The organism is Buttiauxella selenatireducens, from assembly GCF_031432975.1.
Classification (GTDB): domain Bacteria; phylum Pseudomonadota; class Gammaproteobacteria; order Enterobacterales; family Enterobacteriaceae; genus Buttiauxella; species Buttiauxella selenatireducens.
Genome location: NZ_CP133838.1, coordinates 470643 through 494372, shown reverse-complemented (window position 1 = coordinate 494372; position 23730 = coordinate 470643). Strand labels below are relative to the sequence as shown.

The window sequence follows — 23730 nt, the reverse complement described above, 5'->3', positions numbered from 1 at the left end:
TTTGCTATCTTAATGCCTGAGCAGCACACGAGATTATCGGCTGCGCCATTTGGATAATGACTTATAACTCAACGGCGCAACCTACTTTTTCCCTGGTGTTGGCGCAGAATTCGCGCACCCCGGTTTATCCGGGGTCATTTTTTGGGAGCGTTCGCCACCCAAGCCTTCAGAACATCAACATCGTGTTGCCATTCTTGTTTCAGCTCTTCAATCCACTCACCCACATTTTCTGACCACGCAGGTAAATCCGGCGATTGAATTTGCTGAGCGACTTGCTGCAAATGACGTAGCCCGACAGAGCCCGCGGCCCCTTTAATTTTATGCCCTTCTTCCACAACCCCTTTTTGGTCGCGGGCGGTCATATTAGAGTCCAGTACACTCAGGTAACCCGGCATCATTTTTTCAAACATCGCCAGTCCATCGGTAATCAGTTTTGGCCCGACGAGGTCCATATACTGCTCAAGCATCGGAATATCGAGCAATGCTTGCTGCTTCTCACTATTAACTTGAGGCACTTGAGACTCCTTCTTAGACTCTGACTGTTGGTTGTCCCAGAATTTTTGGATCATCGCCATTAACGCCGGAACAGAGAGGGGTTTGCTCAGCACATCGTCCATGCCAGCATCCAGATACTCTTTTTTATCTTTCAATACGTTAGCAGTCAACGCCACCAGCGGTGGTAAATCTTCACGCGCATAACGCGTGGTCAATTGCCGGGAAATATCCAGGCCGGTCATATCAGGCAATTGGATGTCCAGCAGCACCAGGTCATATTCCCCTGGGGTGAATTTTTCCAGCGCTTCTTTACCCGTCATGGCGACATCTACGCTATTGCCGAGTTTCTCAAGTACCGAGCGCGCAACAATGACATTGAGCTCAATATCTTCCACCAGCAAAACGTGCAACGCAGGCAGAGGCATTTCGTCATCATCAAGAGTGTCTTCGACTTCATCCGCAACGCGAGGTGCCTGAATCGTCAGGGTAAACAGCGAGCCTTCACCTGGCGTACTGCTAACGGTTATATCGCCGCCCATACTCTTCGCCAGACGACGTGAAACCGCCAACCCAATCCCTGTCCCAGTAGCCGGTTTACCACCATGACTGTCTTTCACCTGGTAATACATGGCGAAGATCTTGTCTTGTTCGTCCTGAGGAATACCAATGCCGGAATCCTGAACTTCAAAGCGCAGTACGTTTTCTTCTTCATAACACACGCGCACAGCAACCACGCCGCCTTTAGGGGTGAACTTCACGGCATTACTGATGAGATTCCATAGGATCTGACGCAAGCGCGTTCCATCTGTCACCACTTTATGCGGCAGTGGCAACGTAGGGTTCATTTCCAGCTTCAGCCCTTTTTGTTGAGCCTGTAAACCCGAGAGATTTTCTAAATCGGCGAGGAAACTGGTGAAATCAATTGGCTGGTTATCAAGCTGAACTTTACGGCGCTCGAGTTTATCCATATCGATGATATCGTTGAAAATATTACCGAGTGTAATAGCCGAGACATGGATAGTTTTGAGGTAGTTGGTTTGTTCAGAATTCAGCTCTGTATCCAGCAGGATACGACTCAATCCGACGATACCATTAAGCGGCGTGCGCAACTCATGGCTGATGGTTGAAATGAAGGTGGTTTTATCCCGGCTGGCGCGCTCAAGCGCATCTTGATACCGCTTACGCTCGGTAATATCGCGACCAAATCCCATTAAACCGTGGCGTTTACCAACGCGGTCATAGTACGGCACTTTACGAATTTCAAAGCAGGCTTTGCGGCCATCAGGATAATCCAACCATTGTTCATAGGTCAGAGACACGTTATGACGAAATACTTTTTCGTCGGTTTCAATCACCTTCAGGGCCGCTTCTGGCGAATACACATCTGCTGGCTTCAGGCTGATTAACTGCTTCTCACTTTTGCCCGTCAGCAATTCCATGGCTCGGTTACAGCCTGAAAACTCTTTATCTTCATTGCGATAAAAAACGAGATCCGGTGAGGCATCAAGGAAAGAGCGGAGAAATGAGGATTGCTGCTCCAGCTGGATTTGCGTTTCCTCGCGCTCTTGCATCTCAACCTTAAGCTGCTCAAGCATGGCCTGACGCTCATCCTCAGCTTTAACGCGAACGGCAATTTCCTGATTCAATTGTGCAATATTGTCTTTAAGCTGCACATTGAGTTTCAGATCCCTTTCGCGCATCTCTTCGAGTTTCTCCACAAGCTTTGACAGCCTTTGGCGCGACTCTTCGAGTTGTTCAACCACCACAGAAAGGAAATAGACGGCCCAGGGAGTAATTAACAGACCAAAAAAGATCGAGCGAACAACATCAATACTTTCAACCTGACCGCGTAACAGCATTGTCACGGCCATTTGCACGACAATAGCCAGCACCACCAATGCGGAAGCCAGCAACAAAGAGAAGCGCACTAATCCGAGCTTCACCATCAAATCAACGTAATACTGCGCAAGTAACCGGATTTGCTTCATGGAACGTTTCCTTCGCCTTCAATCTGCTAAATATACCGCAAAAAGATCACACGCTCAGGAATTACAACAGAAATGTCGGGTCCCACGGCGTTCCGAGCGCCGAACCCTGAGTACCATGGCTTGTCAGATACTTATCGATCTCCCCCATTCCGGTCCAACGATTTTCACACCATAACGGTGCCAACAAGGTGGGACGGCGGGCGTTTGCAGAAATGCGATGATAGACAATATCGAGTGGCGTATGGCGAATCATCTCGCCGGCGGTCGTCGCGTACTCCTCCAGTTCAATGCCCTGCAAGCGTCCAGCCTGCCAACTTTTAGCCATCGTACTGCCGCTAACAATATGGAGAGGGTGGAGTTTGATGCCGTCTACACCGGTCTCAACAACTTTTTCCAGCGTTTGCAGGCAATGTTGCTGGCCTTCACCTGGCAGACCAACAATCAGGTGGCTGCACACTTTCAAACCGCGTGCACGGGCACGACGTGTGGTTTCCTGATAACAGGCAAAATCATGCCCGCGATTGATACGATGCAGTGTTTTGTCATGTGCCGTCTGCAAGCCCAGTTCTAACCAAACTTCATAGCCTTTGTCATGATATTCACTTAACAAATCGAGCACGCTATCTGGCACGCAATCCGGGCGTGTGCCGACACATAAGCCGACAATACTGGCCTGGCTGACGGCTTGCTGATACATCGAACGCAACACCTGCACTTCTGCCCATGTACTGGTGTATGCCTGGAAATAGGCGAGATAGTGCTTAGCTCGGTTAACCAACTGCGCCTGCCGCTCGAGTTGTTCGGCGATGGAATGATGTTGTTGCGTTTCATCAGCAAAAGACGCCACGTTGCAGAAAGTACAACCGCCACGGCCAATGGTTCCGTCACGGTTTGGGCAGCTAAAACCTCCGTGCAGCGTGAGTTTATGGACTTTATGACCATAACGGCGCTGAAGATCACCACCAAACATATTGACTAATTTCTGTAACTGCATAATCTGATGGGCCGCCCTGTAAAAGGGATGTAGCCTGCCATTTTCTGCCCATTTTAGCGATGACCTGGATCAATCGCTCTGGCGCAGCTTTACCTATTGCATATAAATGCAAAATTAATGCAATTTTACGCACCCACCAGATGATTACTTTTCCTTATATCGACCCTCTATTTTTAAAGAATCTGTGACCCTGCGAAAAACAGTGGCATACAACACGCCGAACCCCATTGATAGCATAAGATCCTGCCAATACCAGCATTTCCAGTATGGTCTGGAATTTTGCAGCCCCTCAGATAGTGAGAGAGATCACATTAACCTGGTGATTATCTTGCCGCTTAAATACGATAAAAATGATAATAAAATTATTATTTTCAATACGTTAAATGGCATTTAGCACATATTCGTATAAATAAGAATGCCATTTGACCTGTGTGCGCTTTCCCGATAACTTGGAAATCCGCTGGAAGCTTTCTGGATGGGTTCTGTGCCCATCATATTTATGCAGTAATTAAGATTCCCTCAAAAGCAAGTCCTCAACACTTGTGAAATCGGATGCGTTAGACATCAAGAGGGCGACACGCGAGGAATGCGTAGATGCGCAAACCCCGTCGCCATGCCCTTGTTGCGTCTGGACGCAAACGGTTGGTAGGGAGTCACGTAGAGCCTGGGGAGGTTCACTGATATGTTGTACGATAAATCCCTTGAGAAGGATAACTGTGGTTTCGGCCTGATCGCCCACATAGAAGGCGAACCTAGCCACAAGGTAGTGCGTACTGCTATTCACGCACTGGCCCGAATGCAACACCGTGGAGCAATCCTCGCCGATGGTAAAACCGGTGATGGTTGTGGCCTGCTGTTGCAAAAGCCTGACCGTTTCTTCCGAATCGTTGCGGAAGAGCGTGGCTGGCGTTTGGCAAAAAATTATGCCGTCGGCATGATTTTCTTAAATAAAGATGATGCGTTGGCGAATGCAAGCCGCCGCATTGTTGAAGAAGAGTTGCAAAACGAGACCCTGTCGATTGTTGGCTGGCGCGAAGTGCCCACTAATGAAGACGTACTCGGTGAAATCGCCCTCTCCTCAAAACCTCGCATCGAACAAATTTTTGTTAATGCTCCGGCCGGCTGGCGCCCACGTGATATGGAACGTCGCCTGTTTATCGCCCGTCGCCGCATTGAGAAACGCATTCAGGATAAAGACTTCTACGTTTGTAGTCTCTCCAACCTGGTAAACATCTATAAAGGTCTGTGTATGCCGGCAGATTTGCCGCGTTTCTACCTGGACCTGGCGGACTTACGCCTGGAATCTGCAATTTGCCTGTTCCACCAGCGTTTCTCCACCAACACCGTACCACGCTGGCCGCTGGCTCAGCCGTTCCGCTACCTGGCACACAATGGTGAAATCAATACCATCACTGGTAACCGTCAGTGGGCACGCGCACGTACTTATAAATTCCAGACCCCGCTGATCCCGGATCTTCATGATGCAGCGCCGTTCGTCAACGAAACCGGCTCTGACTCCAGTTCAATGGATAACATGCTGGAATTGCTGCTGGCAGGGGGTATGGACATCGTTCGTGCCATGCGTTTGCTGGTACCACCAGCCTGGCAGAACAACCCGAACATGGACCCAGAACTGCGGGCCTTCTTCGACTTTAACTCCATGCACATGGAGCCGTGGGATGGCCCGGCCGGTATCGTGATGTCCGATGGACGCTATGCTGCCTGTAACCTGGACCGTAATGGCCTGCGTCCGGCACGCTATGTCATCACCAAAGATAAGCTGATCACTTGTGCTTCCGAAGTCGGGATCTGGGATTACCAGCCTGATGAAGTGATAGAAAAAGGGCGCGTCGGTCCAGGCGAGTTGATGGTTATCGACACGCGTATTGGCCGTATTCTGCATTCAGCTGAAACCGATGCCGATCTGAAAAGCCGCCACCCGTATAAAGAGTGGATGGAAAATAACGTTCGTCGCCTGGTACCGTTTGAAGATTTACCAGACGAAGAAGTCGGCACTCGTGAATTGGACGACGATACGCTTTCAAGCTTCCAGAAACAGTTCAACTACAGCGTCGAAGAGCTGGATTCTGTGATTCGCGTGTTAGGTGAAAATGGCCAGGAAGCCGTCGGTTCAATGGGGGATGATACCCCGTTTGCCGTACTTTCCAGCCAACCACGCATTATTTACGATTACTTCCGCCAGCAGTTTGCGCAGGTAACAAACCCGCCAATCGATCCGCTGCGCGAAGCGCACGTGATGTCGCTGGCAACCAGCATTGGCCGTGAAATGAACGTCTTCTGTGAAGCAGAAGGCCAGGCGCACCGCCTGAGCTTCAAATCACCGATTCTGCTGTGGTCTGATTTCCAACAGCTTACTTCGCTTGAAGAGCAGCACTACCGTGCCGACACACTGGACATCACATACGATGTTTCCACGCAGTCGTTGCACGAAACAGTGACTGCGCTGTGCGATGAAGCGGAACGCATGGTTCGCAACGGTACTGTTTTATTGGTGCTTTCTGACCGTAACATCGCTAAAAATCGTTTGCCGGTTCCAGCTCCAATGGCGGTTGGCGCGATCCAGACCCGCCTGGTTGAAAAGAACCTGCGTTGCGATGCGAACATTATTGTTGAAACGGCAAGTGCGCGCGACCCGCACCACTTCGCTGTACTGCTCGGTTTTGGCGCCACCGCCATCTACCCATACCTCGCTTACGAATCCCTGGCGAAGTTGGTCGACAACGGTGCAATTGAAAAATCTTACCGTGCAGTGATGCAAAACTACCGCAATGGCATCAACAAAGGGCTCTACAAGATCATGTCCAAAATGGGCATCTCGACTATCGCCTCTTATCGTTGCTCGAAGCTGTTTGAAGCGGTTGGCCTGCATAAAGAAGTGTCTGAGCTGTGCTTCCAGGGCGTTGTCAGCCGTATTGGTGGTGCAGGTTTCAACGACTTCCAACAAGATTTGTTGAATCTGTCCAAGCGCGCGTGGTTAGCACGCAAGCCGCTGGATCAAGGCGGGCAGCTGAAATACGTCCACGGTGGCGAATATCACGCTTACAACCCGGATGTGGTGCAGACGCTACAAAAAGCGGTAAACAGCGGCGAGTACAAAGATTATCAGGAGTACGCGAAGCTGGTTAACGAGCGTCCGGTGGCAACACTGCGCGATATGCTTGCTCTGAATCCGCAAGGTGAAACGGTCAAAATTGAAGATGTAGAGCCTGCCTCTGAGCTTTACAAACGCTTCGATACTGCCGCGATGTCTATCGGTGCATTAAGCCCAGAAGCGCATGAATCACTGGCTGAAGCGATGAACAGCATCGGCGGGAACTCCAACTCTGGTGAAGGTGGCGAAGATCCTGCGCGTTACGGCACCAATAAAGTGTCCCGTATCAAACAGGTGGCTTCTGGTCGCTTTGGTGTGACCCCTGCTTACCTGGTAAACGCTGATGTTATCCAGATTAAAGTCGCTCAGGGTGCTAAGCCTGGTGAAGGCGGTCAGCTACCGGGCGATAAGGTCACACCGTATATCGCGAAACTGCGTTATTCAGTACCGGGCGTGACCCTGATTTCCCCTCCGCCGCATCACGATATTTACTCTATCGAAGATTTGGCGCAGCTGATTTTCGACCTCAAGCAGGTCAATCCGAAAGCGATGATTTCAGTTAAGCTGGTTTCTGAACCAGGTGTTGGTACCATCGCAACCGGCGTGGCTAAGGCTTATGCCGACCTGATTACTATCGCCGGTTACGACGGTGGTACAGGCGCAAGCCCGCTGTCTTCTGTGAAGTATGCTGGCTGTCCGTGGGAACTGGGTCTGGTGGAAACACAGCAGGCTCTGGTTGCGAATGGCTTGCGTCACAAGATTCGTCTGCAAGTTGATGGCGGCCTGAAAACGGGCTTAGACATCATCAAAGCCGCGATTCTCGGCGCGGAAAGCTTTGGTTTTGGTACCGGCCCAATGGTCGCGCTGGGTTGTAAATACCTGCGTATTTGCCACCTGAACAACTGCGCAACCGGTGTTGCAACCCAGGATGAAAAACTGCGTAAGAACCACTATCACGGCCTGCCATTTAAAGTGACGAACTACTTTGAATTCATCGCCCGTGAAACACGTGAGTTGATGGCGCAGCTTGGCGTTAAGCGCCTGGTTGACTTGATTGGCCGGACTGAACTGCTCAAAGAGCTGGACGGTTTCACGGCTAAACAACAAAACCTGGATTTGTCTAATCTGCTGAAAACAGCGGAACCGATGCCGGGCAAAGCGGTGTACTGCACCGAAACTAACCCGCCGTTTGATAAAGGCGACCTGAACGCGCAACTGCTGAACCAGGCGAAGCAGTATGTGGATGACAAACAAAGCAAAACGTTCTGGTTTGATATCCGCAATACCGATCGTTCAGTAGGTGCAACGTTGTCAGGTTACATCGCGCAACATAACGGCGATCAGGGTCTTGCAGCCGATCCGATTAAAGCGCATTTCAGCGGTACTGCTGGACAGAGCTTCGGTGTGTGGAACGCCGGTGGCGTTGAACTGCACCTGACTGGCGATGCGAACGACTATGTGGGTAAAGGTATGGCCGGCGGTTTGATCTCTTTGCGTCCTCCGGTAGGTTCCGCCTTCCGCAGCCACGAAGCGACCATTATCGGTAATACCTGTTTGTACGGTGCAACGGGCGGTAAACTTTACGCTGCTGGCCGTGCGGGCGAGCGTTTCGCAGTGCGTAACTCCGGTGCGATTACCGTTGTTGAAGGCATTGGCGATAACGGTTGTGAATACATGACGGGCGGTATTGTCTGTGTCATCGGTAAAACTGGCGTCAACTTCGGTGCAGGTATGACCGGCGGTTTCGCATACGTACTGGATGAAGACGGTGATTTCCGTAAACGCGTTAACCCTGAGCTGGTAGAACTGCTCAACGTTGATGAGCTGGCCATTCACGAAGAACACCTGCGCGGTATGATTACCGAGCACGTGCAACTGACGGGCTCCCAGCGCGGTGAAGAAATTCTGGCTCACTGGCCAGAGTTTGCGTCGAAATTCACGTTGGTTAAACCGAAGTCCAGTGATGTCAAAGCATTGTTGGGTCACCGTAGTCGTTCCGCAGCTGAGCTGCGGGTGCAGGCGCAGTAAGGGGTCACGATGAGTCAAAACGTATACCAATTTATCGACTTACAGCGCGTTGATCCGCCAAAGAAACCGCTCAAGATCCGTAAAATTGAATTTGTAGAAATTTACGAGCCATTCTCAGAAGGACAGGCCAAAGCACAGGCAGACCGCTGCCTGTCCTGCGGTAACCCATACTGTGAATGGAAATGCCCGGTTCATAACTACATTCCTAACTGGCTGAAGCTAGCCAACGAAGGGCGCATTATCGAAGCGGCTGAATTGTCACACCAGACAAACAGCCTGCCGGAAGTGTGTGGCCGTGTTTGCCCACAAGACCGTTTGTGCGAAGGTTCTTGTACGCTGAATGATGAGTTTGGTGCCGTCACCATCGGTAACATCGAGCGCTATATCAACGATAAAGCGATTGAGATGGGTTGGAAACCAGACCTGACCGGCGTGAAGCAAACCGGCAAACGTGTTGCCATCATCGGTGCTGGCCCTGCTGGGCTTGCGTGTGCCGATGTGTTAGCGCGTAACGGCGTAAAAGCGGTGGTTTATGACCGCCACCCAGAAATCGGTGGCCTGCTGACCTTCGGTATTCCGGCGTTCAAGCTGGAAAAAGAGGTGATGACAAAGCGCCGTGAGATCTTCAGTGGCATGGGTATTGAGTTCAAACTGAACACTGAAGTGGGTCGTGATGTGCAGATTGACGACCTTCTGAAAGAGTTTGATTCCGTATTCCTGGGTGTCGGCACTTATCAGTCGATGCGTGGTGGTTTAGAGAATGAAGATGCGACGGGCGTTTACGATGCCCTGCCATTCCTTATCGCTAACACCAAGAAAATTATGGGTTTCGGTGATTCCCCGGAAGAACCGTATGTAGATATGGCTGGCAAACGTGTTGTGGTACTTGGCGGTGGTGATACCGCAATGGACTGCGTGCGTAGTTCGGTTCGCCAGGGCGCAACGCATGTTATCTGTGCTTATCGTCGTGATGAAGAGAACATGCCTGGTTCTAAACGCGAAGTGAAAAATGCGCGTGAAGAAGGTGTGGAATTCCAGTTCAACGTGCAGCCGCTGGGCGTAGAAGTTAATGCCAATGGTCGCGTATCGGGTGTGAAAGTTGCTCGTACCGAGCTGGGTGCACCAGATGCACATGGCCGTCGTCGTCCAGAAATCGTTGCAGGATCAGAGCACGTGGTGCCTGCTGATGCAGTGATTATGGCGTTTGGTTTCCGCCCACATGCTATGCAGTGGCTGGAAAAACACAGCGTTGAACTCGACAGCCAGGGCCGTATTCTGGCACCGGAAGGTAGCGATAATCCGTTCCAGACCAGCAACCCGAAAATCTTTGCCGGTGGCGACGCCGTTCGTGGTTCTGACCTGGTAGTTACCGCTATCGCCGAAGGCCGGAAAGCCGCTGACGGGATCATGAACTTCCTCGAAGTGTAAAAAACTGAAATGCAAAAAAGCCCGGTGTTCTCAAAATCACCGGGCTTTTTTATGCTCTTTTATTTCACCGCTTTTTGCATGATACGACTCTTAACCGTGCCCATCTTAACGGCTCCACTAAATGGTTTACCGTCAATGGCATCGTGCGTTCGCACCGCGTCTGGATGAATCCAGCGCTGAACTCTCGACGGCATATCCAGACCAATCAATAAAATAACCACAAATGTAAGGCTAAACGAAAGCGAGGCCAATGCTGTACCTAAATCAAGACGCTGAGCGATGGTTGCTCCAATCACTGGAGCCAATGCACCACCCAGTGCGCCAACGTTATAGGTAAAACCAAGCCCCGCCGCACGTTGTTCAGTATCAAAGTACCCGCCAATCAACTTAGGCAAAATCCCTGAAATCCCCTGACCTAGCATCTGTTGGAAGAACAGCAGTAAACCCAGAACCCAGATATTTCCGCCACCGATCGCAAAGACAGGAATGATCAGTAATTGAGACACCAGCAGGCTACAGACATAGGCTTTACGTGTGCCTAACCAATCTCCCAGGAATCCCCCCACGCAACAGCCGACAGCTGCACCAAATCCGCTAAAGAACAAGACATGCGCCACTGTTGCAGGGTTGTAGGCCAGTTCAGTTTTCAGATAAGTTGGTAACAATGCCTGAATGGGCCAGGAATAGAGGAAAGCAAAGAAAACGACGACCATCAACGTTACGCCTGTCGGCCAGCGTTTACCGCTACTTTGAACCATGAAGCTAATGAAAATCGCCGCGCATATTAAACCGAGGACAGCGACAAGCGCCGCATTGCCGAGATTGCCAGCAAAACAGAAGTAAAGAGCTGCCGCGACTACAATCGTCAAACCCATGTTGATGAGGCGGTGTTCGCCACGGTACAAAATGTCCACCATGGTTTTGGTTGGTTTTTTATCAGCAAACTTCTCTTTCCAGTCTTCTGCCTCTGGAATATTTTTACGCAACCACAGCGCGAATATGATCGGTAAAATGCCGATGAAAAACAATGCTCGCCAGCCCCAGGCAGGGACGACAACGCTATACACCTGTGCCGCAATCACCGCGCCCACAGAGAAACCAGAAATCAGAAAACCGCTCGCTTTATTACGCAGATGCCTTGGCCAGCTTTCGATGACATAAGTCGCACTCGAGCCGTACTCACCTGCCATCCCCATACCAATTAGCAGCCGTGCAAGAAACATGGTGGTAAAACCAGGCGCGAAACCACACGCCAGCGTACCGAAAGAAAACAGGACGATGCTGGTTATCATGGCGAGTTTACGGCCATAACGGTCGCCCATTGCACCTAAAACCAGACCACCAAACCAACGTGAAATAAATGCTGCGGAAATTAAACTCGCAGCCTGGATCGTCGTCAGCCCAAATTCACTTTGAATTTCAGTCAGTACTAACGCTATCAGGACAAAATCAAAACCATCCAACAAGTAGCCAATCCATGCAGCTGAAAATGCTTTCCATTGCGGCTTAGTCAAATGGCGATACCACGGGATCTGTTGGGCAGTGTTATTCATAAAGCACTCCCGGTACGGGTTCAGCGGAACCCGCCCTTTGGTTAGGTCAGATTAGGTATTCTCAATGCTGGTATTCAGCATCATGATTCATGTACATCATTCAGAACGCAGTGCGTTCATTCTGAAGTTGCGCGGCAAGCGCTTTAAGCTCAGGCAGATACTGCTCATCAACCGCTGCAAACGGCTTGCGGCACAGGGGTACAGCAACGACATCCATGTAATGCAGTAAGGTTTTGAGACCCCGGAAAACACCGACTTTTATGAGCAAATCAATGACCTTGTTGCACTCACTCTGTAGCTGGCTAGCGCGCTGGAAATTGCCTTCCTGCACAGCCTGTTTAATTGCCAGATACCGCCAACCCATTACGTTGTAAGTGCTGCCAATGCCACCATCAGCACCAGCAAGCAAACCAGATGCGAAAATTTCATCGTAACCGTTGTAGAGCACCAGATCCGGATGAGCACGACGGATCTGTTCCATCTGGTAAAGATCGCCAGAGGTTTGTTTCAATGCACCAACACCAGGCAAATTGATCAATGTATCAATCTGCTCAAGTGAGAGCTTAACGCCGCTCAGCGCCGGAATGTTGTATACCACCATTGGCAAACCGCCTGACGAATCAATCACCGCGCGATAGTGATCGCAATGTTCGTCAAAGCTGAATGGGTAGTAAAAAGGGGTCACTGCGGAGACTGCGTCAAATCCGTAGCGGTGTGCGGCATTCGCCAGTGTTTGGCTTTCATGTGTGCTAATGCCACCCACGTGAGCAATTAAAGTCACTTTTCCTTTGGCTTCTTCCGCAACGATTTCCAACACCTGCTCACGTTCCTGAGTGCTCTGCAAGAAGGCTTCCCCGGTAGAGCCTCCAACATAAAGGCCATCAACACCCTGTTCAATATTAAAACGAACCAGGCGGCGTAGGCTGTTGGTATCCACCTGCTGTTGCTGGTTGAAAGGTGTTAGCAGTGCTGGCATCACACCCCGAAGTTTCTGTGTCATAAACGCCTCTTTGTTGTCTGGTTTCTAAAAATAACGATATACCTTTATACCTGTTATACCAGATCAAAAAGTAAACATTGCATCTCAAAGGCGTAAGGATGCGATCTTGTTCATATGAAATTATGATGGTTGTTCAGGCGTTACTTAGAAAGTCGTGCGTTAGATCTCAGATTAACGCAGGTTACTTTTTGGATGAGCGTTTGCGCGGTGTCGGGTAATAGGATGCAAACACACTCTTCAGGTGGGCCTTTAGCGCCGCGTCAGCAGCATCGGGATCGCGTGCTTTAATCGCGTTGAAAATTTCAATATGCTGCTGATAGCTAACGGTATTATGTGCGTGAAGTGTATCTTGAGAAACCGCAGGGCGTGCGGCAATGAGCCAGTCCAACAATGCGACATGCACTGCCATGAAAATCGGGTTATCAGGTATTTCCGCCAGTTCCCGATGGAATTCGATATCGGATCGAATGAACAGATCGTTATCATCAAGAGCCTGGTTATTCATCTCCAGCGCCTGGCCTAAACGCGCGATTTGCTCATCTGTAGCAAACTCTGCGGCATAACGAACCAGACTGGATTCAAAGAACATGCGCAGTTGTTCAAAGTGAGCAATGCCGCCAGGACGGGATAGGAAATCCTTCGCCACACCAGAAAGCTCGCCAATAATCGTGTCTGCGGAAGGACGTGAAACACGGGCACGTTCGCCGTTGCTGATTTGCACCAGCCCTTTACGTTTAAGCGCAGCAAGCGCTTCGCGCACCGAAGGACGACCGACATTGAAAAAAGCCATCAGCTCGCGTTCCGAAGGCAATTGCTCGCCTTCAGCAAACTCGCGCCGGCGAATCATCTGCTCAAGCTCTTCTTCCACCATTTCTGAGAGTTTTTTACGCGCAAGCGGGCGACGGCGCATCGTATGCCCGATAGTGTCAGTCATCTCAGGAGGCTGCTCGTCAAATGTGCTCATCGCGTCAGAATCTGGCCATTAAATGGAAGGAAGATCGCAAATAGTATTGTCGAATCATAACACAGCAAATCTTGGCATACGTAAAGATGCCACCCATGCGTTTATTTAAGCAAGAAAAAGCCAGTCATTAGACTGGCTTCGATTTGCATTTTAATTGCATGAATTCGCGTGCTACTTCACTACACGTAGGGCTGGGCGGCCGCCACGTGGAGGAGGATCATCATCCGGGTTGTTATCGTCTTCGTCGTGATCAGGGCGATCACCATCGATCACCTGCATCACCATTTCTGAATCAGATGGCAACTGCTCAATATCGTTATGACTTTCGCCTTCTTCGTCATAACTGGCTTCAGGCTCGAACATGGTGCCTGCACCATTTTCACGGGCGTAGATAGCCAGAACCGCGGCCATAGGAACAAATACCTGACGCGGCACACCACCGAAACGTGCATTAAAGCGCACTTCGTTGTTAGCCAGTTCGAGGTTTCCTACTGCACGCGGTGCAATATTCAGGACAATTTGCCCATCACGTGCATATTCCATCGGGACATGTACGCCAGGCAATGTCACATCCACCACCAGATGCGGAGTCAGCTGGTTATCCAGTAGCCATTCGTAGAAAGCACGAAGAAGATACGGACGACGTGGTGACAATTGTGACATATCCATTAATTAGCCCCGAGTCTGCAGACGCATTTCGCGCTCAGGTTCGGTTAGAGAAGCGAGGAATGAATCACGTTCAAATACGCGAGTCATGTAGCCTTTCATCTCTTTAGAACCTGCGCCTGCCAGTTCAATGCCCATTTGCGGCAAACGCCACAGCAACGGTGCCAAGTAGCAATCTACCAGACTGAACTCATCACTCAGGAAGAAAGGTTTCTGAGTAAATACAGGTGCGATAGCCAGCAATTCTTCACGTAATTGCTTGCGAGCAGCATCAGCTTCTTGAGCAGAACCATTCATCACGATGTGCATCAGTGAGTACCAGTCTTTCTGGATACGATGCATGTACAGGCGACTTTCACCACGAGCAACCGGGTAAACCGGCATTAATGGTGGATGCGGGAAACGCTCATCAAGATATTCCATGATGATGCGGGATTCCCACAGAGTAAGTTCGCGGTCAACCAGGGTCGGTACGCTGTGATTTGGGTTGAGGTCAATCAGATCCTGAGGCAGGTTATCCGTTTCCACATGCTCAATTTCAACGCTAACACCTTTTTCAGCCAGTACGATACGTACCTGATGGCTATAGATGTCAGTAGGACCGGAAAACAGCGTCATCACCGAACGTTTGTTGGCAGCGACAGCCATGAAAACCTCCAAGTTTATTCAGAATAATTACTGCTAATAGCCGCAAGCGGCAACTAACCTGACCGTTTGATACCCAATACGCCGGAAAGCCACCAGTCGCCAGAAAACGAGGCGAAAACAAACTGATGCCGACCTTAGGGCAGAAAATTGGTTGATAGTTTACCAGATTTTACGGGTTTTGTGGGGGGCGGATCTAGAATTTGACTGAAAAGTGATTGCTATCATTATGTTAGCAACACTAAATATAATTTCAGGCATAAAAAAACCCGGTACAAGACCGGGCTTTTCGCAAATTGTATTCTGCATAATGCAGATGACAATTAACGCTTGGAGAACTGAGGACGACGACGTGCTTTACGCAGACCGACTTTCTTACGTTCAACTTCACGAGCATCACGAGTAACGAAGCCAGCTTTACGCAGTTCGCCACGCAGGGACTCGTCGTACTCCATCAGAGCGCGGGTGATACCGTGACGGATCGCACCAGCCTGACCAGAAGTACCACCACCTTTAACAGTGATGTACAGATCGAATTTCTCAACCATATCAACCAGTTCCAGCGGCTGACGAACTACCATGCGGGCAGTTTCACGACCGAAGTACTGTTCCAGAGAACGTTGGTTGATAACGATTTTGCCGCTGCCCGGTTTGATAAACACGCGAGCTGCGGAACTTTTGCGGCGACCAGTGCCGTAGTATTGATTTTCAGCCATTGCCATAATCCCGATTAAATGTCCAGAACTTGCGGTTGCTGTGCCGCGTGGTTGTGCTCGGTGCCCGCGTAAACTTTCAGTTTACGGAACATAGCACGGCCCAGCGGGCCCTTTGGCAGCATGCCTTTAACCGCGATTTCAATCACACGCTCAGGACGGCGGGCAATCATCTCTTCAAAGGTCGCTTGTTTGATACCACCGATGTGGCCGGTGTGATGGTAATAGATCTTGTCAGAACGCTTGTTGCCGGTTACAGCAACTTTTTCTGCGTTCAGAACGATGATGTAATCACCAGTATCAACGTGCGGAGTGTATTCCGCTTTGTGCTTACCGCGCAGACGGCGAGCCAATTCAGTAGCCAGGCGACCTAAGGTCTTACCGTCAGCGTCAACAACGAACCAGTCGCGCTGTACGGTTTCTGGTTTAGCTGTAAAAGTTTTCATTAAAAGCTTACCCAATATATAGTTACACGTAGGTGTTCACCCAAACGTTTAAAATCAGTTCAAGGTTCACACGACAAAGTCCGGCAAACCTACCCCTTCGAATAGCCAATGCCAGCACGACCAAGTTTTGGGAAAAAAACTATGGTTGTAACGTGGGGTCGCAAGATTATAGGGAAGTCGCCCCTAAAGGTCGAACCTTTTTGTAGTTTTTGTCACACTTTGTGGTCACTCTGCATTCAAACTGTGGTTCACGGCATATGCGGCAATCGTAAATACTCTTCACTTTGCATTTCCTGTAGACGCGACAAGCAGCGCTGAAACTCAAAGCGTAATCTTTCACCCTGATAAATCTCAAACAGGGGAACATGCGCCGAAACGACTAGCTTGACGTGACGTTCGTAAAACTCATCCACCAATGCAATGAATCGCCGCGCTTCATTTTCGTTACGTGTGTTCATTACCGGCACGTTAAACAGCATCACCGTATGAAAGAGGCGTGACAACGCAATATAGTCGTGTTGGCTACGGGCATCGACACATAAGGTGGTAAAATCTACCGCCAGCGTTTGATTGGCTAGACCAAGAGTCGCTAAAGGACGATGGTTGATTTCCAGTACCGGTTCCCCTTTGCGTACCGTGCCAGCCAGTGCGGTATAGAGTTTATCCATCTGCTGTGCGGTTTGGTCATTAAGCGGAGAAAGCCACAGGTGAGCCTGAGTCAGCGTTCTCAGGCGGTAATCAATGCCTGCGTCGACGTTCATGACTTCACAATGGCGTTTTATCGCATCAATTGCAGGCAAAAAACGTGCGCGCTGTAAGCCATTACGATATAGCTCATCAGGTGGAATATTCGAGGTGGCGACAAGAGTAATTCCCCGCGCGAACAGGGCTTGCATCAGCGATCCAAGCAACATCGCATCGGTAATATCTGAAACAAAAAACTCATCAAAACAGAGAATATCTGTCTCCGCTTTAAACTTATCGGCAATCAATTCCAGAGGATCGGTTTGCCCTTGAAGTTGACCCAACTCTTCATGGACTCGCAGCATGAAGCGGTGAAAGTGCAGTCGCAACTTACGCTCGCCAGGCAGACTCTGAAAAAACATGTCCATTAACCAAGTCTTTCCGCGCCCCACTCCGCCCCACATATATAGCCCGCGAACCGGGTCCTGAGCCATCGAGGCGCTACGTTTACCAAACAGTTTGCTAAAGAAACCGCTGCTTACAGCCACTGCAGGTGTTTTGCTGTTTAACGCCAGCCAGATCGCATCCAGCCTGGCTACGGCCTCACGCTGAACATCATCAGGTTGATAGCTGCCCTCATCCAGGGCGTGTTGGTAGAGCGATGCAGGAGAAAGATTTTGCATGGTATTATGGTATTCCCTTAAAAATCGGATTGCCGTTTACTTAGTGCTCAAAAAAGGACGGTTGTCGAAAAAAAGGCCGTTCTACCCTAAGCGATGCTGCGTCAGGATTCCACTTCTCTTAGGTTAACGGTTATAGTGGCTACATTACCCTACGGAAACACAAGACAACGGGAGAAGTTCATGACCTGGGAATATGCGCTAATTGGGTTAGTTGTTGGCATCATCGTTGGTGCAGTTGCTATGCGTTTTGGCAACCGCAAGCTGCGTCAGCAGCAGGCCATGCAGTACGAAATTGAGAAAAACAAAGCAGAACTTGAAGAGTATCGTGAAGAGTTAGTCAGTCATTTTGCCCGTAGCGCAGAGTTGCTGGATAATATGGCTCATGATTATCGCCAGCTTTATCAACATATGGCGAAAAGCTCTAGCAGCCTGTTGCCGGAAATGTCAGCCGAAGCGAACCCGTTCCGCAACCGCCTCGCTGAATCAGAAGCCAGCAACGATCAGGCTCCGGTTCAAATGCCGCGTGACTACTCTGAGGGTGCATCCGGTTTGCTGCGTACCGAGCGCGCAAAACGCGATTAATCACAAATGTAGAATTTTTTTCAGGGGTACAGCTTCCGTGCCCCTAATCTCTCTCCAGCACAGCTATCATTTACTAGTAACTCTTCACTCTATAACAACATTGTTACCCGGCTGATATTTCAATAACATCGGAATGTCATCCGCTTTAGATTTCAGGTTGCAGCCAACGCCTATGCGGCTTGAAAGATGACGGGTAAGTCGGGTTTTCCTTTTCCAGGTCACGAGAGCAAGCCATCAATGAAGAAACAAACACTGTTGTTGAGTGCCTTAGCGCTAAGTGTCGGACTAACGTTCGGTGTTGCATCGCAGGTGAATGCGTCGTTACCTGCGCAAATCCCGGGTCAGCCGGCGTTGCCAAGTCTTGCGCCAATGCTGGAAAAAGTATTACCCGCCGTGGTCAGTGTTCAGGTTGAAGGAACGGCCGCAGCCCCAACCCAGAAAGTCCCTGAGGAATTTAAAAAGTTTTTTGGCGACGACATGCCTCCTTCAGAAGCTCAACCGTTTGAAGGCCTGGGTTCTGGGGTCATCATTAACGCTGAGAAAGGCTACGTACTGACCAATAATCACGTCATCAATCACGCCGAAAAAATCAGCGTGCAGCTAAACGATGGGCGCGAGTTTGATGCCAAATTGATTGGTGGCGATGATCAAAGTGATATTGCGCTGATTCAAATCCAGAATGCGACCGGGCTGACACAAATCGCGGTGGCGGATTCAGACAAATTACGAGTAGGTGATTTTGCGGTTGCCGTAGGTAATCCATTCGGTCTGGGCCAAACGGCGACTTCCGGTATTGTTTCAGCTCTGGGCCGCAGCGGTTTAAACCTCGAAGGGCTGGAAAACTTTATCCAGACAGACGCCTCCATTAACCGTGGTAACTCCGGCGGCGCATTGCTGAATCTTAATGGCGAGCTCATCGGCATTAACACCGCAATCCTCGCGCCGAGCGGCGGCAGCGTCGGTATCGGTTTTGCTATCCCGAGCAATATGGCGCAAACGCTGGCGAAACAATTGATGGAGTTTGGCGAGATTAAGCGCGGTTTGCTTGGCATTAAAGGCACTGAGATGAGTGCTGATATTGCCAAAGCATTTAATCTGACCACTCAGCGCGGTGCGTTCGTCAGTGAAGTATTGCCTCAATCGGGTTCGGCTAAAGCAGGTGTCAAAGCCGGTGATGTGATTACCAGTCTGAACGGTAAAACCATCGGAAGTTTTGCGGAGCTTCGCGCAAAAATCGCCACAACGGAACCTGGAACTGTGGTGAAAATTGGATTGCTGCGCGATGGGAAGCCGTTAGAAGTCAGTGTGACTCTTGATAAAAGTACCGCGTCCTCGGCCAATGCGGAACTGATCATGCCAGCGTTGCAAGGTGCAACATTGAGCGACGGTCAGTTAAAAGATGGCACCAAAGGCATCAAGCTGGAAAGCGTTGATAAAGGCACTCCAGCCGCACAAGCCGGATTGCACAAAGATGATTTCATCGTTGGTGTAAACCGCGAGCAAGTCACAAGCATTGCCGAGATGCGTAAGGTGCTGGAAAGCAAACCAGACGTTATTGCGCTGCATGTCGTGCGTGGCGAAGAAAGTATCTATCTGTTAGTACGCTAATCTGTTCAGTAATCGGACATCGCGGTACGATGTCCGATTAACTCATGCTATCCTGCACCCGGTTTATTATTGACTAACTCAAATACATGTTTCTGAAGATATTACGCTCGGTGGTGCTTGGCCTGATTGTGGCAGGATTGTTGTTGGCAGTAATGCCTACGCTTCGCCAGAAAATCATCCCCTTAGCTCCCTCGACCTTTGACAGTGCCGATGAAACTCCGCTGAGCTATAACTCGGCGGTGCGCCGTGCTGCACCTGCTGTGGTGAATGTTTATAACCGTAGTGTCGGCAGTAATACCCATAACCAGCTAGAAATTCGAACCCTCGGTTCCGGCGTCATCATGGATGAACGCGGCTACATTATTACCAATAAGCACGTCATTAATGATGCAGAGCAAATTATCGTTGCACTGCAGGATGGTCGTGTTTTTGAAGCGTTGCTCGTGGGGTCTGATAGCCTGACCGATTTGGCCGTGCTGAAAATTAATGCCACCAGCCTACCGGTTATTCCTATCAATAATAAACGTGTGCCGCATATTGGCGATGTCGTGATGGCGATAGGCAACCCGTATAACCTGGGGCAGACGATTACTCAGGGGATTATCAGTGCCACGGGTCGTATCGGCTTGAGCCCGTCTGGCCGTCAGTCTTTCCTGCAAACGGATGCCTCAATCAACCACGGGAACTCCGGTGGTGCATTGGTCAACTCCTTGGGCGAGCTCATGGGTATCAACACCCTTTCGTTTGATAAAAGTAACGATGGTGAAACACCTGAAGGCATCGGCTTCGCTATTCCCACCCAACTCTCTACTAAAATCATGGATAAGCTTATCCGTGATGGTCGCGTGATTCGTGGCTACATTGGGATTGGCGGGCGTGAGATAACGCCATTACATGGCCCGGCAACCGGAATTGACCAAATTCAGGGGATCATCGTCAACGAAGTGACGCCTGACGGCCCGGCGGCAAAAGCAGGCCTGGTGGTTAATGACGTGATTATCTCGGTGAACCACAAGCCTGCAATATCTGCTCTGGGTACCATGGATCAGGTCGCGGAGATTCGTCCAGGTTCTGTCATTCCAGTAGAAGTCATGCGTGATGATAAGAAGCTCACGCTGCAAGTGACAATTCAGGAATACCCTGCCACAAACTAATAAACATCAGGCGAAAAAAAACCGGAATATCAATTCCGGTTTTTTTATCTCTTAAACTCAGGTTTTACTTGTTAACAAACTCTTCGCCAAGGGTAATATCTTTCTTCAGGGTATCCAGCATTCCTTCCAACGCCTGGTGCTCAAAAGCACTCAGTTTGCCGTAGGATTTGTGCTCTGCGATACCGTTTTTGCCCAGCAGCAATGGCTGAGAGAAGAAACGAGCGTGCTCGCCGTTGCCTTCAACATACGCGCATTCAACAACATTGCTTTCGCCTTGCAGTGCGCGAACCAATGACAGACCAAAGCGTGCAGCAGCCTGGCCCATTGACAGGGTTGCAGACCCGCCACCAGCTTTAGCTTCTACAACTTCAGTACCCGCATTCTGGATACGCTTAGTCAGGTCAGCAACTTCTTGCTCAGTAAAGCTTACGCCCGGGATTTGAGACAGCAGTGGCAGAATGGTCACACCAGAGTGGCCACCAATCACAGGAACGTCGATCTCAGTCGGCTGTTTACCTTTCAGTTCCGCAACAAAAGTGTTGGAGCGGATGATGTCCAGCGTAGTCACGCCAAACAGTTTGTTTTTGTCGTATACACCTGCTTTTTTCAGCACTTCCGCAGCGATAGCAACGGTGGTATTCACTGGGTTAGTGATAATACCAATACAGGCTTTCGGGCAAGTTTGAGCAATCTGTTGAACCAGATTTTTCACGATTCCCGCGTTGACGTTAAACAGGTCTGAACGATCCATGCCTGGTTTACGTGCCACACCAGCAGAGATCAGCACCACATCCGCACCAACCAGTGCTGGTGTTGCGTCTTCACCGCAGAAACCTTTGATTTTCACATCAGTAGGGATATGACTCAGATCGACTGCAACACCAGGGGTTACCGGTGCAATATCATACAGGGAGAGTTCTGAACCTGAAGGCAGTTGGGTCTTGAGTAGAAGGGCAAGCGCCTGGCCAATACCACCTGCTGCGCCGAGGACTGCAACTTTCATCCTAAACTCCTTATTATGTTAGCAAATAGGTGCTGTAACTCCATGCGGTGGCGACCATAATCCAGAGAAGGGGTAATTACAATCTTCCCGCTTAAGGTTTGCGACGTTGAGCATCCCTGAAACGTTACTGCTGCATTTACTCACTGGGTGGAAACGACGCCTTCGCGCCCGGTCACAACCTGATGTTGTCACATCAACGGCGGTTACATTACCCCTCCCTTAGCAGCAAAACAACATCATTTTGATAACATTTAGTTTACTTACCAACTTATTTTCGAGTCGTGACGAAGGCATGTTTCTCGATAACAAAATTTGATAATATTCGCCCCTTTCATAACATTATTTCAGGCTTTCACCCAGCCAACCATTTGCATAAAAATTCATTTAAATGCATAATAATGTTATCTTCGTTGACCTGAATATGGGTGACATATGCGTATTTCCTCAAAACAAGAAGAATTAGTCAAAGCGTTCAAAGCATTATTGAAAGAAGAGAAATTCAGTTCTCAAGGCGAGATTGTGCATGCCTTGCAAAACGACGGCTTCGAAAATATTAACCAATCCAAAGTCTCTCGTATGCTGACCAAGTTTGGCGCGGTGCGTACACGCAATGCCAAAATGGAGATGGTGTACTGCCTGCCAGCTGAGCTTGGCGTGCCAACGACTTCCAGCCCACTGAAGAATCTGGTTCTGGATATTGATTACAACGATGCTGTGGTTGTTATCCACACAAGCCCTGGTGCGGCACAGTTAATTGCACGCTTGCTGGATTCTTTGGGTAAAGCTGAAGGTATTTTGGGCACTATTGCTGGGGATGACACCATCTTTACCACCCCTGCTAAAGACTTCACTGTAAAAGAGTTGTATGAAGCAATTCTGGTGCTGTTCGAGCAAGAGCTGTAAGCGTTAGTACCGCGTTCCCGTTGTTATTCAGCGGCGGGAACAATATCTCAAACCAATCACTCCCTCTGCCCTCACGCTTCCGTAAATCCCATTCAAAATGCACTGCACGCCTATAAAGCTCCATTTCATCAGCCGGTTACGCTAAGTAGCGCACAAAAAGTCAAAGTTCAATATCTTGTTGTTTTTACTTATATTTAACAAAAAAACAGCAATAAAAGATTCATTTTAATAACTTTACGAAATATCAGAAGCCTCTATTATTGTAAAGTTTCATAGATAATAATTAGCGTGGTATTAATTTTATTGGTTATTAGTGTATACTTGATTTTGTGATGAGGGTCACGAAATGAAGACCCCAATAAAAGGATACGACGAGGTAAAAATTATGAACATGAAATCAACTCTAGTTACCGCAAGCCTACTCTCGATGCTGTCATTTGGCGCTTTTGCTGCAACATCAATTAATGCCGATCAGGCGCAAAACCGTCAGGCGATGGGTACCATTTCTGTAAGCCAGGTAGGCAGTGCGCCAATGGATATGCGCCAAATGTTGAATGAAAAAGCTGAACAGAAAGGCGCTTCTTCTTACCGCATCATTGAAGCCCGCACTGGCGACCAATGGCATGCAACAGCTGAGCTGTACAAGTAACAGCCTGGCTGCAAGAAGCAATTATCTAAAACGATGACCCCAAGAACAATAAATGCAGTTAAGCCCTTCCGGTCGTTGATATAAACAATTCAGGAGTAAAGATTATGAAAACCAAACTCACACTCGCAGCACTGAGCCTTTTTTCCGTTATCTCTTTCGGCGCTAACGCAGCCGCACATCAGATAGACAGTGAACAAGCGCAGAATCTGCAATCTATGGGCACCATTTCCGTAAGTCAGGTAGGTAGTGCACCAATGGATATGCGTCAGGAATTATCACAGAAAGCGACTAAAGAAGGTGCCTCATCTTATCGTATTATCGAGGCGCGTTCTGGCGATACATGGCATGCCACCGCTGAACTGTATAAATAAACCCTCGTCGTCAAACAGGACGACTTTGCCCCCGTTCGCGGGGGCTTTTTTATGCCTTTAA

At 49.5% G+C, this 23730-nt stretch carries 19 protein-coding genes; 8 read left to right on the top strand and 11 right to left on the bottom strand.

The features are described 5' to 3' along the window. Positions 1-134: 134 nt before the first annotated feature. Both arcB and mnmL read right to left on the bottom strand, forming a co-directional pair. Positions 135-2483 (bottom strand): aerobic respiration two-component sensor histidine kinase ArcB, encoded by a 2349-nt coding sequence (gene arcB, locus RHD99_RS02315; RefSeq protein ID WP_309877317.1) that lies wholly within the window; start codon positions 2481-2483, stop codon positions 135-137. Between the two features lie 61 nt (positions 2484-2544). Beyond that, positions 2545-3477 (bottom strand): tRNA modification radical SAM protein MnmL/YtqA, encoded by a 933-nt coding sequence (mnmL, locus tag RHD99_RS02310; RefSeq protein ID WP_309877316.1) that lies wholly within the window; start codon positions 3475-3477, stop codon positions 2545-2547. Between the two features lie 682 nt (positions 3478-4159). Here mnmL and gltB point away from each other — a divergent pair. Together gltB and RHD99_RS02300 are read left to right on the top strand one after the other, a co-directional pair. Beyond that, positions 4160-8617 carry a glutamate synthase large subunit gene (gene gltB, locus RHD99_RS02305; RefSeq protein WP_309877315.1) on the top strand — a complete coding sequence of 1486 codons (4458 nt, stop codon included), beginning with the start codon at positions 4160-4162 and terminating at the stop codon, positions 8615-8617. Between the two features lie 9 nt (positions 8618-8626). Further along, a complete protein-coding gene (locus tag RHD99_RS02300; RefSeq protein ID WP_309877314.1) occupies positions 8627-10045 on the top strand; it encodes a glutamate synthase small subunit in 1419 nt (472 codons plus the stop codon). 59 nt (positions 10046-10104) lie between these two features. On the opposite strand, the gene RHD99_RS02295 is transcribed toward RHD99_RS02300, so the two are convergent. From RHD99_RS02295 to zapE, 8 genes are all read right to left on the bottom strand, one after another. Then, complete coding sequence (locus RHD99_RS02295; protein ID WP_309877313.1) at positions 10105-11598, bottom strand: MFS transporter; 1494 nt, start codon at positions 11596-11598, stop codon at positions 10105-10107. Between the two features lie 100 nt (positions 11599-11698). Beyond that, positions 11699-12598 (bottom strand): N-acetylneuraminate lyase, encoded by a 900-nt coding sequence (gene nanA, locus RHD99_RS02290; protein ID WP_183270823.1) that lies wholly within the window; start codon positions 12596-12598, stop codon positions 11699-11701. Positions 12599-12779: 181 nt separating this feature from the next. Continuing rightward, entirely contained in the window at positions 12780-13562 is a 783-nt protein-coding gene (locus tag RHD99_RS02285; RefSeq protein ID WP_270142602.1) for a transcriptional regulator NanR, read from the bottom strand. Between the two features lie 171 nt (positions 13563-13733). Then, a complete protein-coding gene (gene sspB / locus RHD99_RS02280) occupies positions 13734-14231 on the bottom strand; it encodes a ClpXP protease specificity-enhancing factor (RefSeq protein ID WP_183270825.1) in 498 nt (165 codons plus the stop codon). Between the two features lie 3 nt (positions 14232-14234). Next, complete coding sequence (gene sspA, locus RHD99_RS02275; RefSeq protein ID WP_139879730.1) at positions 14235-14876, bottom strand: stringent starvation protein SspA; 642 nt, start codon at positions 14874-14876, stop codon at positions 14235-14237. Between the two features lie 320 nt (positions 14877-15196). Then, on the bottom strand, positions 15197-15589 hold the full coding sequence (gene rpsI / locus RHD99_RS02270; RefSeq protein ID WP_064543072.1) for a 30S ribosomal protein S9: 393 nt from the start codon (positions 15587-15589) through the stop codon (positions 15197-15199). 14 nt (positions 15590-15603) lie between these two features. Continuing rightward, on the bottom strand, positions 15604-16032 hold the full coding sequence (rplM, locus tag RHD99_RS02265) for a 50S ribosomal protein L13 (protein ID WP_183270826.1): 429 nt from the start codon (positions 16030-16032) through the stop codon (positions 15604-15606). Positions 16033-16280: 248 nt separating this feature from the next. Next, on the bottom strand, positions 16281-17399 hold the full coding sequence (zapE, locus tag RHD99_RS02260) for a cell division protein ZapE (RefSeq protein ID WP_309877312.1): 1119 nt from the start codon (positions 17397-17399) through the stop codon (positions 16281-16283). Positions 17400-17579: 180 nt separating this feature from the next. Between zapE and zapG the strand changes: the two genes are divergently transcribed. The 3 genes from zapG to degS all read left to right on the top strand — a co-directional run bounded on the left by zapG (position 17580) and on the right by degS (position 20743). Further along, a complete protein-coding gene (gene zapG / locus RHD99_RS02255; protein WP_064543068.1) occupies positions 17580-17981 on the top strand; it encodes a Z-ring associated protein ZapG in 402 nt (133 codons plus the stop codon). A 237-nt stretch (positions 17982-18218) separates the two neighbouring features. Further along, positions 18219-19589: a serine endoprotease DegQ gene (gene degQ / locus RHD99_RS02250; RefSeq protein WP_309877311.1), complete on the top strand. Its 1371-nt coding sequence runs from the start codon at positions 18219-18221 to the stop codon at positions 19587-19589. Positions 19590-19675: 86 nt separating this feature from the next. After that, a complete protein-coding gene (gene degS, locus RHD99_RS02245) occupies positions 19676-20743 on the top strand; it encodes an outer membrane-stress sensor serine endopeptidase DegS (RefSeq protein ID WP_183270829.1) in 1068 nt (355 codons plus the stop codon). 64 nt (positions 20744-20807) lie between these two features. Here degS and mdh read toward each other — a convergent pair whose 3' ends face one another. After that, positions 20808-21746 carry a malate dehydrogenase gene (mdh, locus tag RHD99_RS02240; RefSeq protein WP_183270830.1) on the bottom strand — a complete coding sequence of 313 codons (939 nt, stop codon included), beginning with the start codon at positions 21744-21746 and terminating at the stop codon, positions 20808-20810. A 432-nt stretch (positions 21747-22178) separates the two neighbouring features. Here mdh and argR point away from each other — a divergent pair, with 432 nt between their 5' ends. The 3 genes from argR to yhcN (RHD99_RS02225) all read left to right on the top strand — a co-directional run bounded on the left by argR (position 22179) and on the right by yhcN (RHD99_RS02225) (position 23669). Further along, the gene (gene argR, locus RHD99_RS02235) at positions 22179-22649 is read left to right on the top strand and encodes a transcriptional regulator ArgR (RefSeq protein ID WP_183270831.1); all 471 of its coding nucleotides are present in this window, start codon (positions 22179-22181) and stop codon (positions 22647-22649) included. A 385-nt stretch (positions 22650-23034) separates the two neighbouring features. Next, on the top strand, positions 23035-23298 hold the full coding sequence (gene yhcN / locus RHD99_RS02230; RefSeq protein WP_183270832.1) for a peroxide/acid stress response protein YhcN: 264 nt from the start codon (positions 23035-23037) through the stop codon (positions 23296-23298). A 104-nt stretch (positions 23299-23402) separates the two neighbouring features. Beyond that, entirely contained in the window at positions 23403-23669 is a 267-nt protein-coding gene (gene yhcN / locus RHD99_RS02225) for a peroxide/acid stress response protein YhcN (protein WP_309877310.1), read from the top strand. Positions 23670-23730 lie beyond the last annotated feature (61 nt).

Excerpts from the sequence above, each read along its gene's own strand:
- gltB (WP_309877315.1), top strand. The coding sequence starts at position 4,160 with ATGTTGTACGATAAATCCCTTGAGAAGGATAACTGTGGTTTCGGCCTG.
- zapE (WP_309877312.1), bottom strand. The coding sequence starts at position 17,399 with ATGCAAAATCTTTCTCCTGCATCGCTCTACCAACACGCCCTGGATGAG.
- RHD99_RS02300 (WP_309877314.1), top strand. The coding sequence starts at position 8,627 with ATGAGTCAAAACGTATACCAATTTATCGACTTACAGCGCGTTGATCCG.
- RHD99_RS02295 (WP_309877313.1), bottom strand. The coding sequence starts at position 11,598 with ATGAATAACACTGCCCAACAGATCCCGTGGTATCGCCATTTGACTAAG.
- yhcN (WP_309877310.1), top strand. The coding sequence starts at position 23,403 with ATGAAAACCAAACTCACACTCGCAGCACTGAGCCTTTTTTCCGTTATC.
- arcB (WP_309877317.1), bottom strand. The coding sequence starts at position 2,483 with ATGAAGCAAATCCGGTTACTTGCGCAGTATTACGTTGATTTGATGGTG.
- rplM (WP_183270826.1), bottom strand. The coding sequence starts at position 16,032 with ATGAAAACTTTTACAGCTAAACCAGAAACCGTACAGCGCGACTGGTTC.
- sspB (WP_183270825.1), bottom strand. The coding sequence starts at position 14,231 with ATGGATATGTCACAATTGTCACCACGTCGTCCGTATCTTCTTCGTGCT.
- degS (WP_183270829.1), top strand. The coding sequence starts at position 19,676 with ATGTTTCTGAAGATATTACGCTCGGTGGTGCTTGGCCTGATTGTGGCA.
- RHD99_RS02285 (WP_270142602.1), bottom strand. The coding sequence starts at position 13,562 with ATGAGCACATTTGACGAGCAGCCTCCTGAGATGACTGACACTATCGGG.
- sspA (WP_139879730.1), bottom strand. The coding sequence starts at position 14,876 with ATGGCTGTCGCTGCCAACAAACGTTCGGTGATGACGCTGTTTTCCGGT.
- degQ (WP_309877311.1), top strand. The coding sequence starts at position 18,219 with ATGAAGAAACAAACACTGTTGTTGAGTGCCTTAGCGCTAAGTGTCGGA.
- zapG (WP_064543068.1), top strand. The coding sequence starts at position 17,580 with ATGACCTGGGAATATGCGCTAATTGGGTTAGTTGTTGGCATCATCGTT.
- yhcN (WP_183270832.1), top strand. The coding sequence starts at position 23,035 with ATGAACATGAAATCAACTCTAGTTACCGCAAGCCTACTCTCGATGCTG.
- mnmL (WP_309877316.1), bottom strand. The coding sequence starts at position 3,477 with ATGCAGTTACAGAAATTAGTCAATATGTTTGGTGGTGATCTTCAGCGC.
- rpsI (WP_064543072.1), bottom strand. The coding sequence starts at position 15,589 with ATGGCTGAAAATCAATACTACGGCACTGGTCGCCGCAAAAGTTCCGCA.
- nanA (WP_183270823.1), bottom strand. The coding sequence starts at position 12,598 with ATGACACAGAAACTTCGGGGTGTGATGCCAGCACTGCTAACACCTTTC.
- argR (WP_183270831.1), top strand. The coding sequence starts at position 22,179 with ATGCGTATTTCCTCAAAACAAGAAGAATTAGTCAAAGCGTTCAAAGCA.
- mdh (WP_183270830.1), bottom strand. The coding sequence starts at position 21,746 with ATGAAAGTTGCAGTCCTCGGCGCAGCAGGTGGTATTGGCCAGGCGCTT.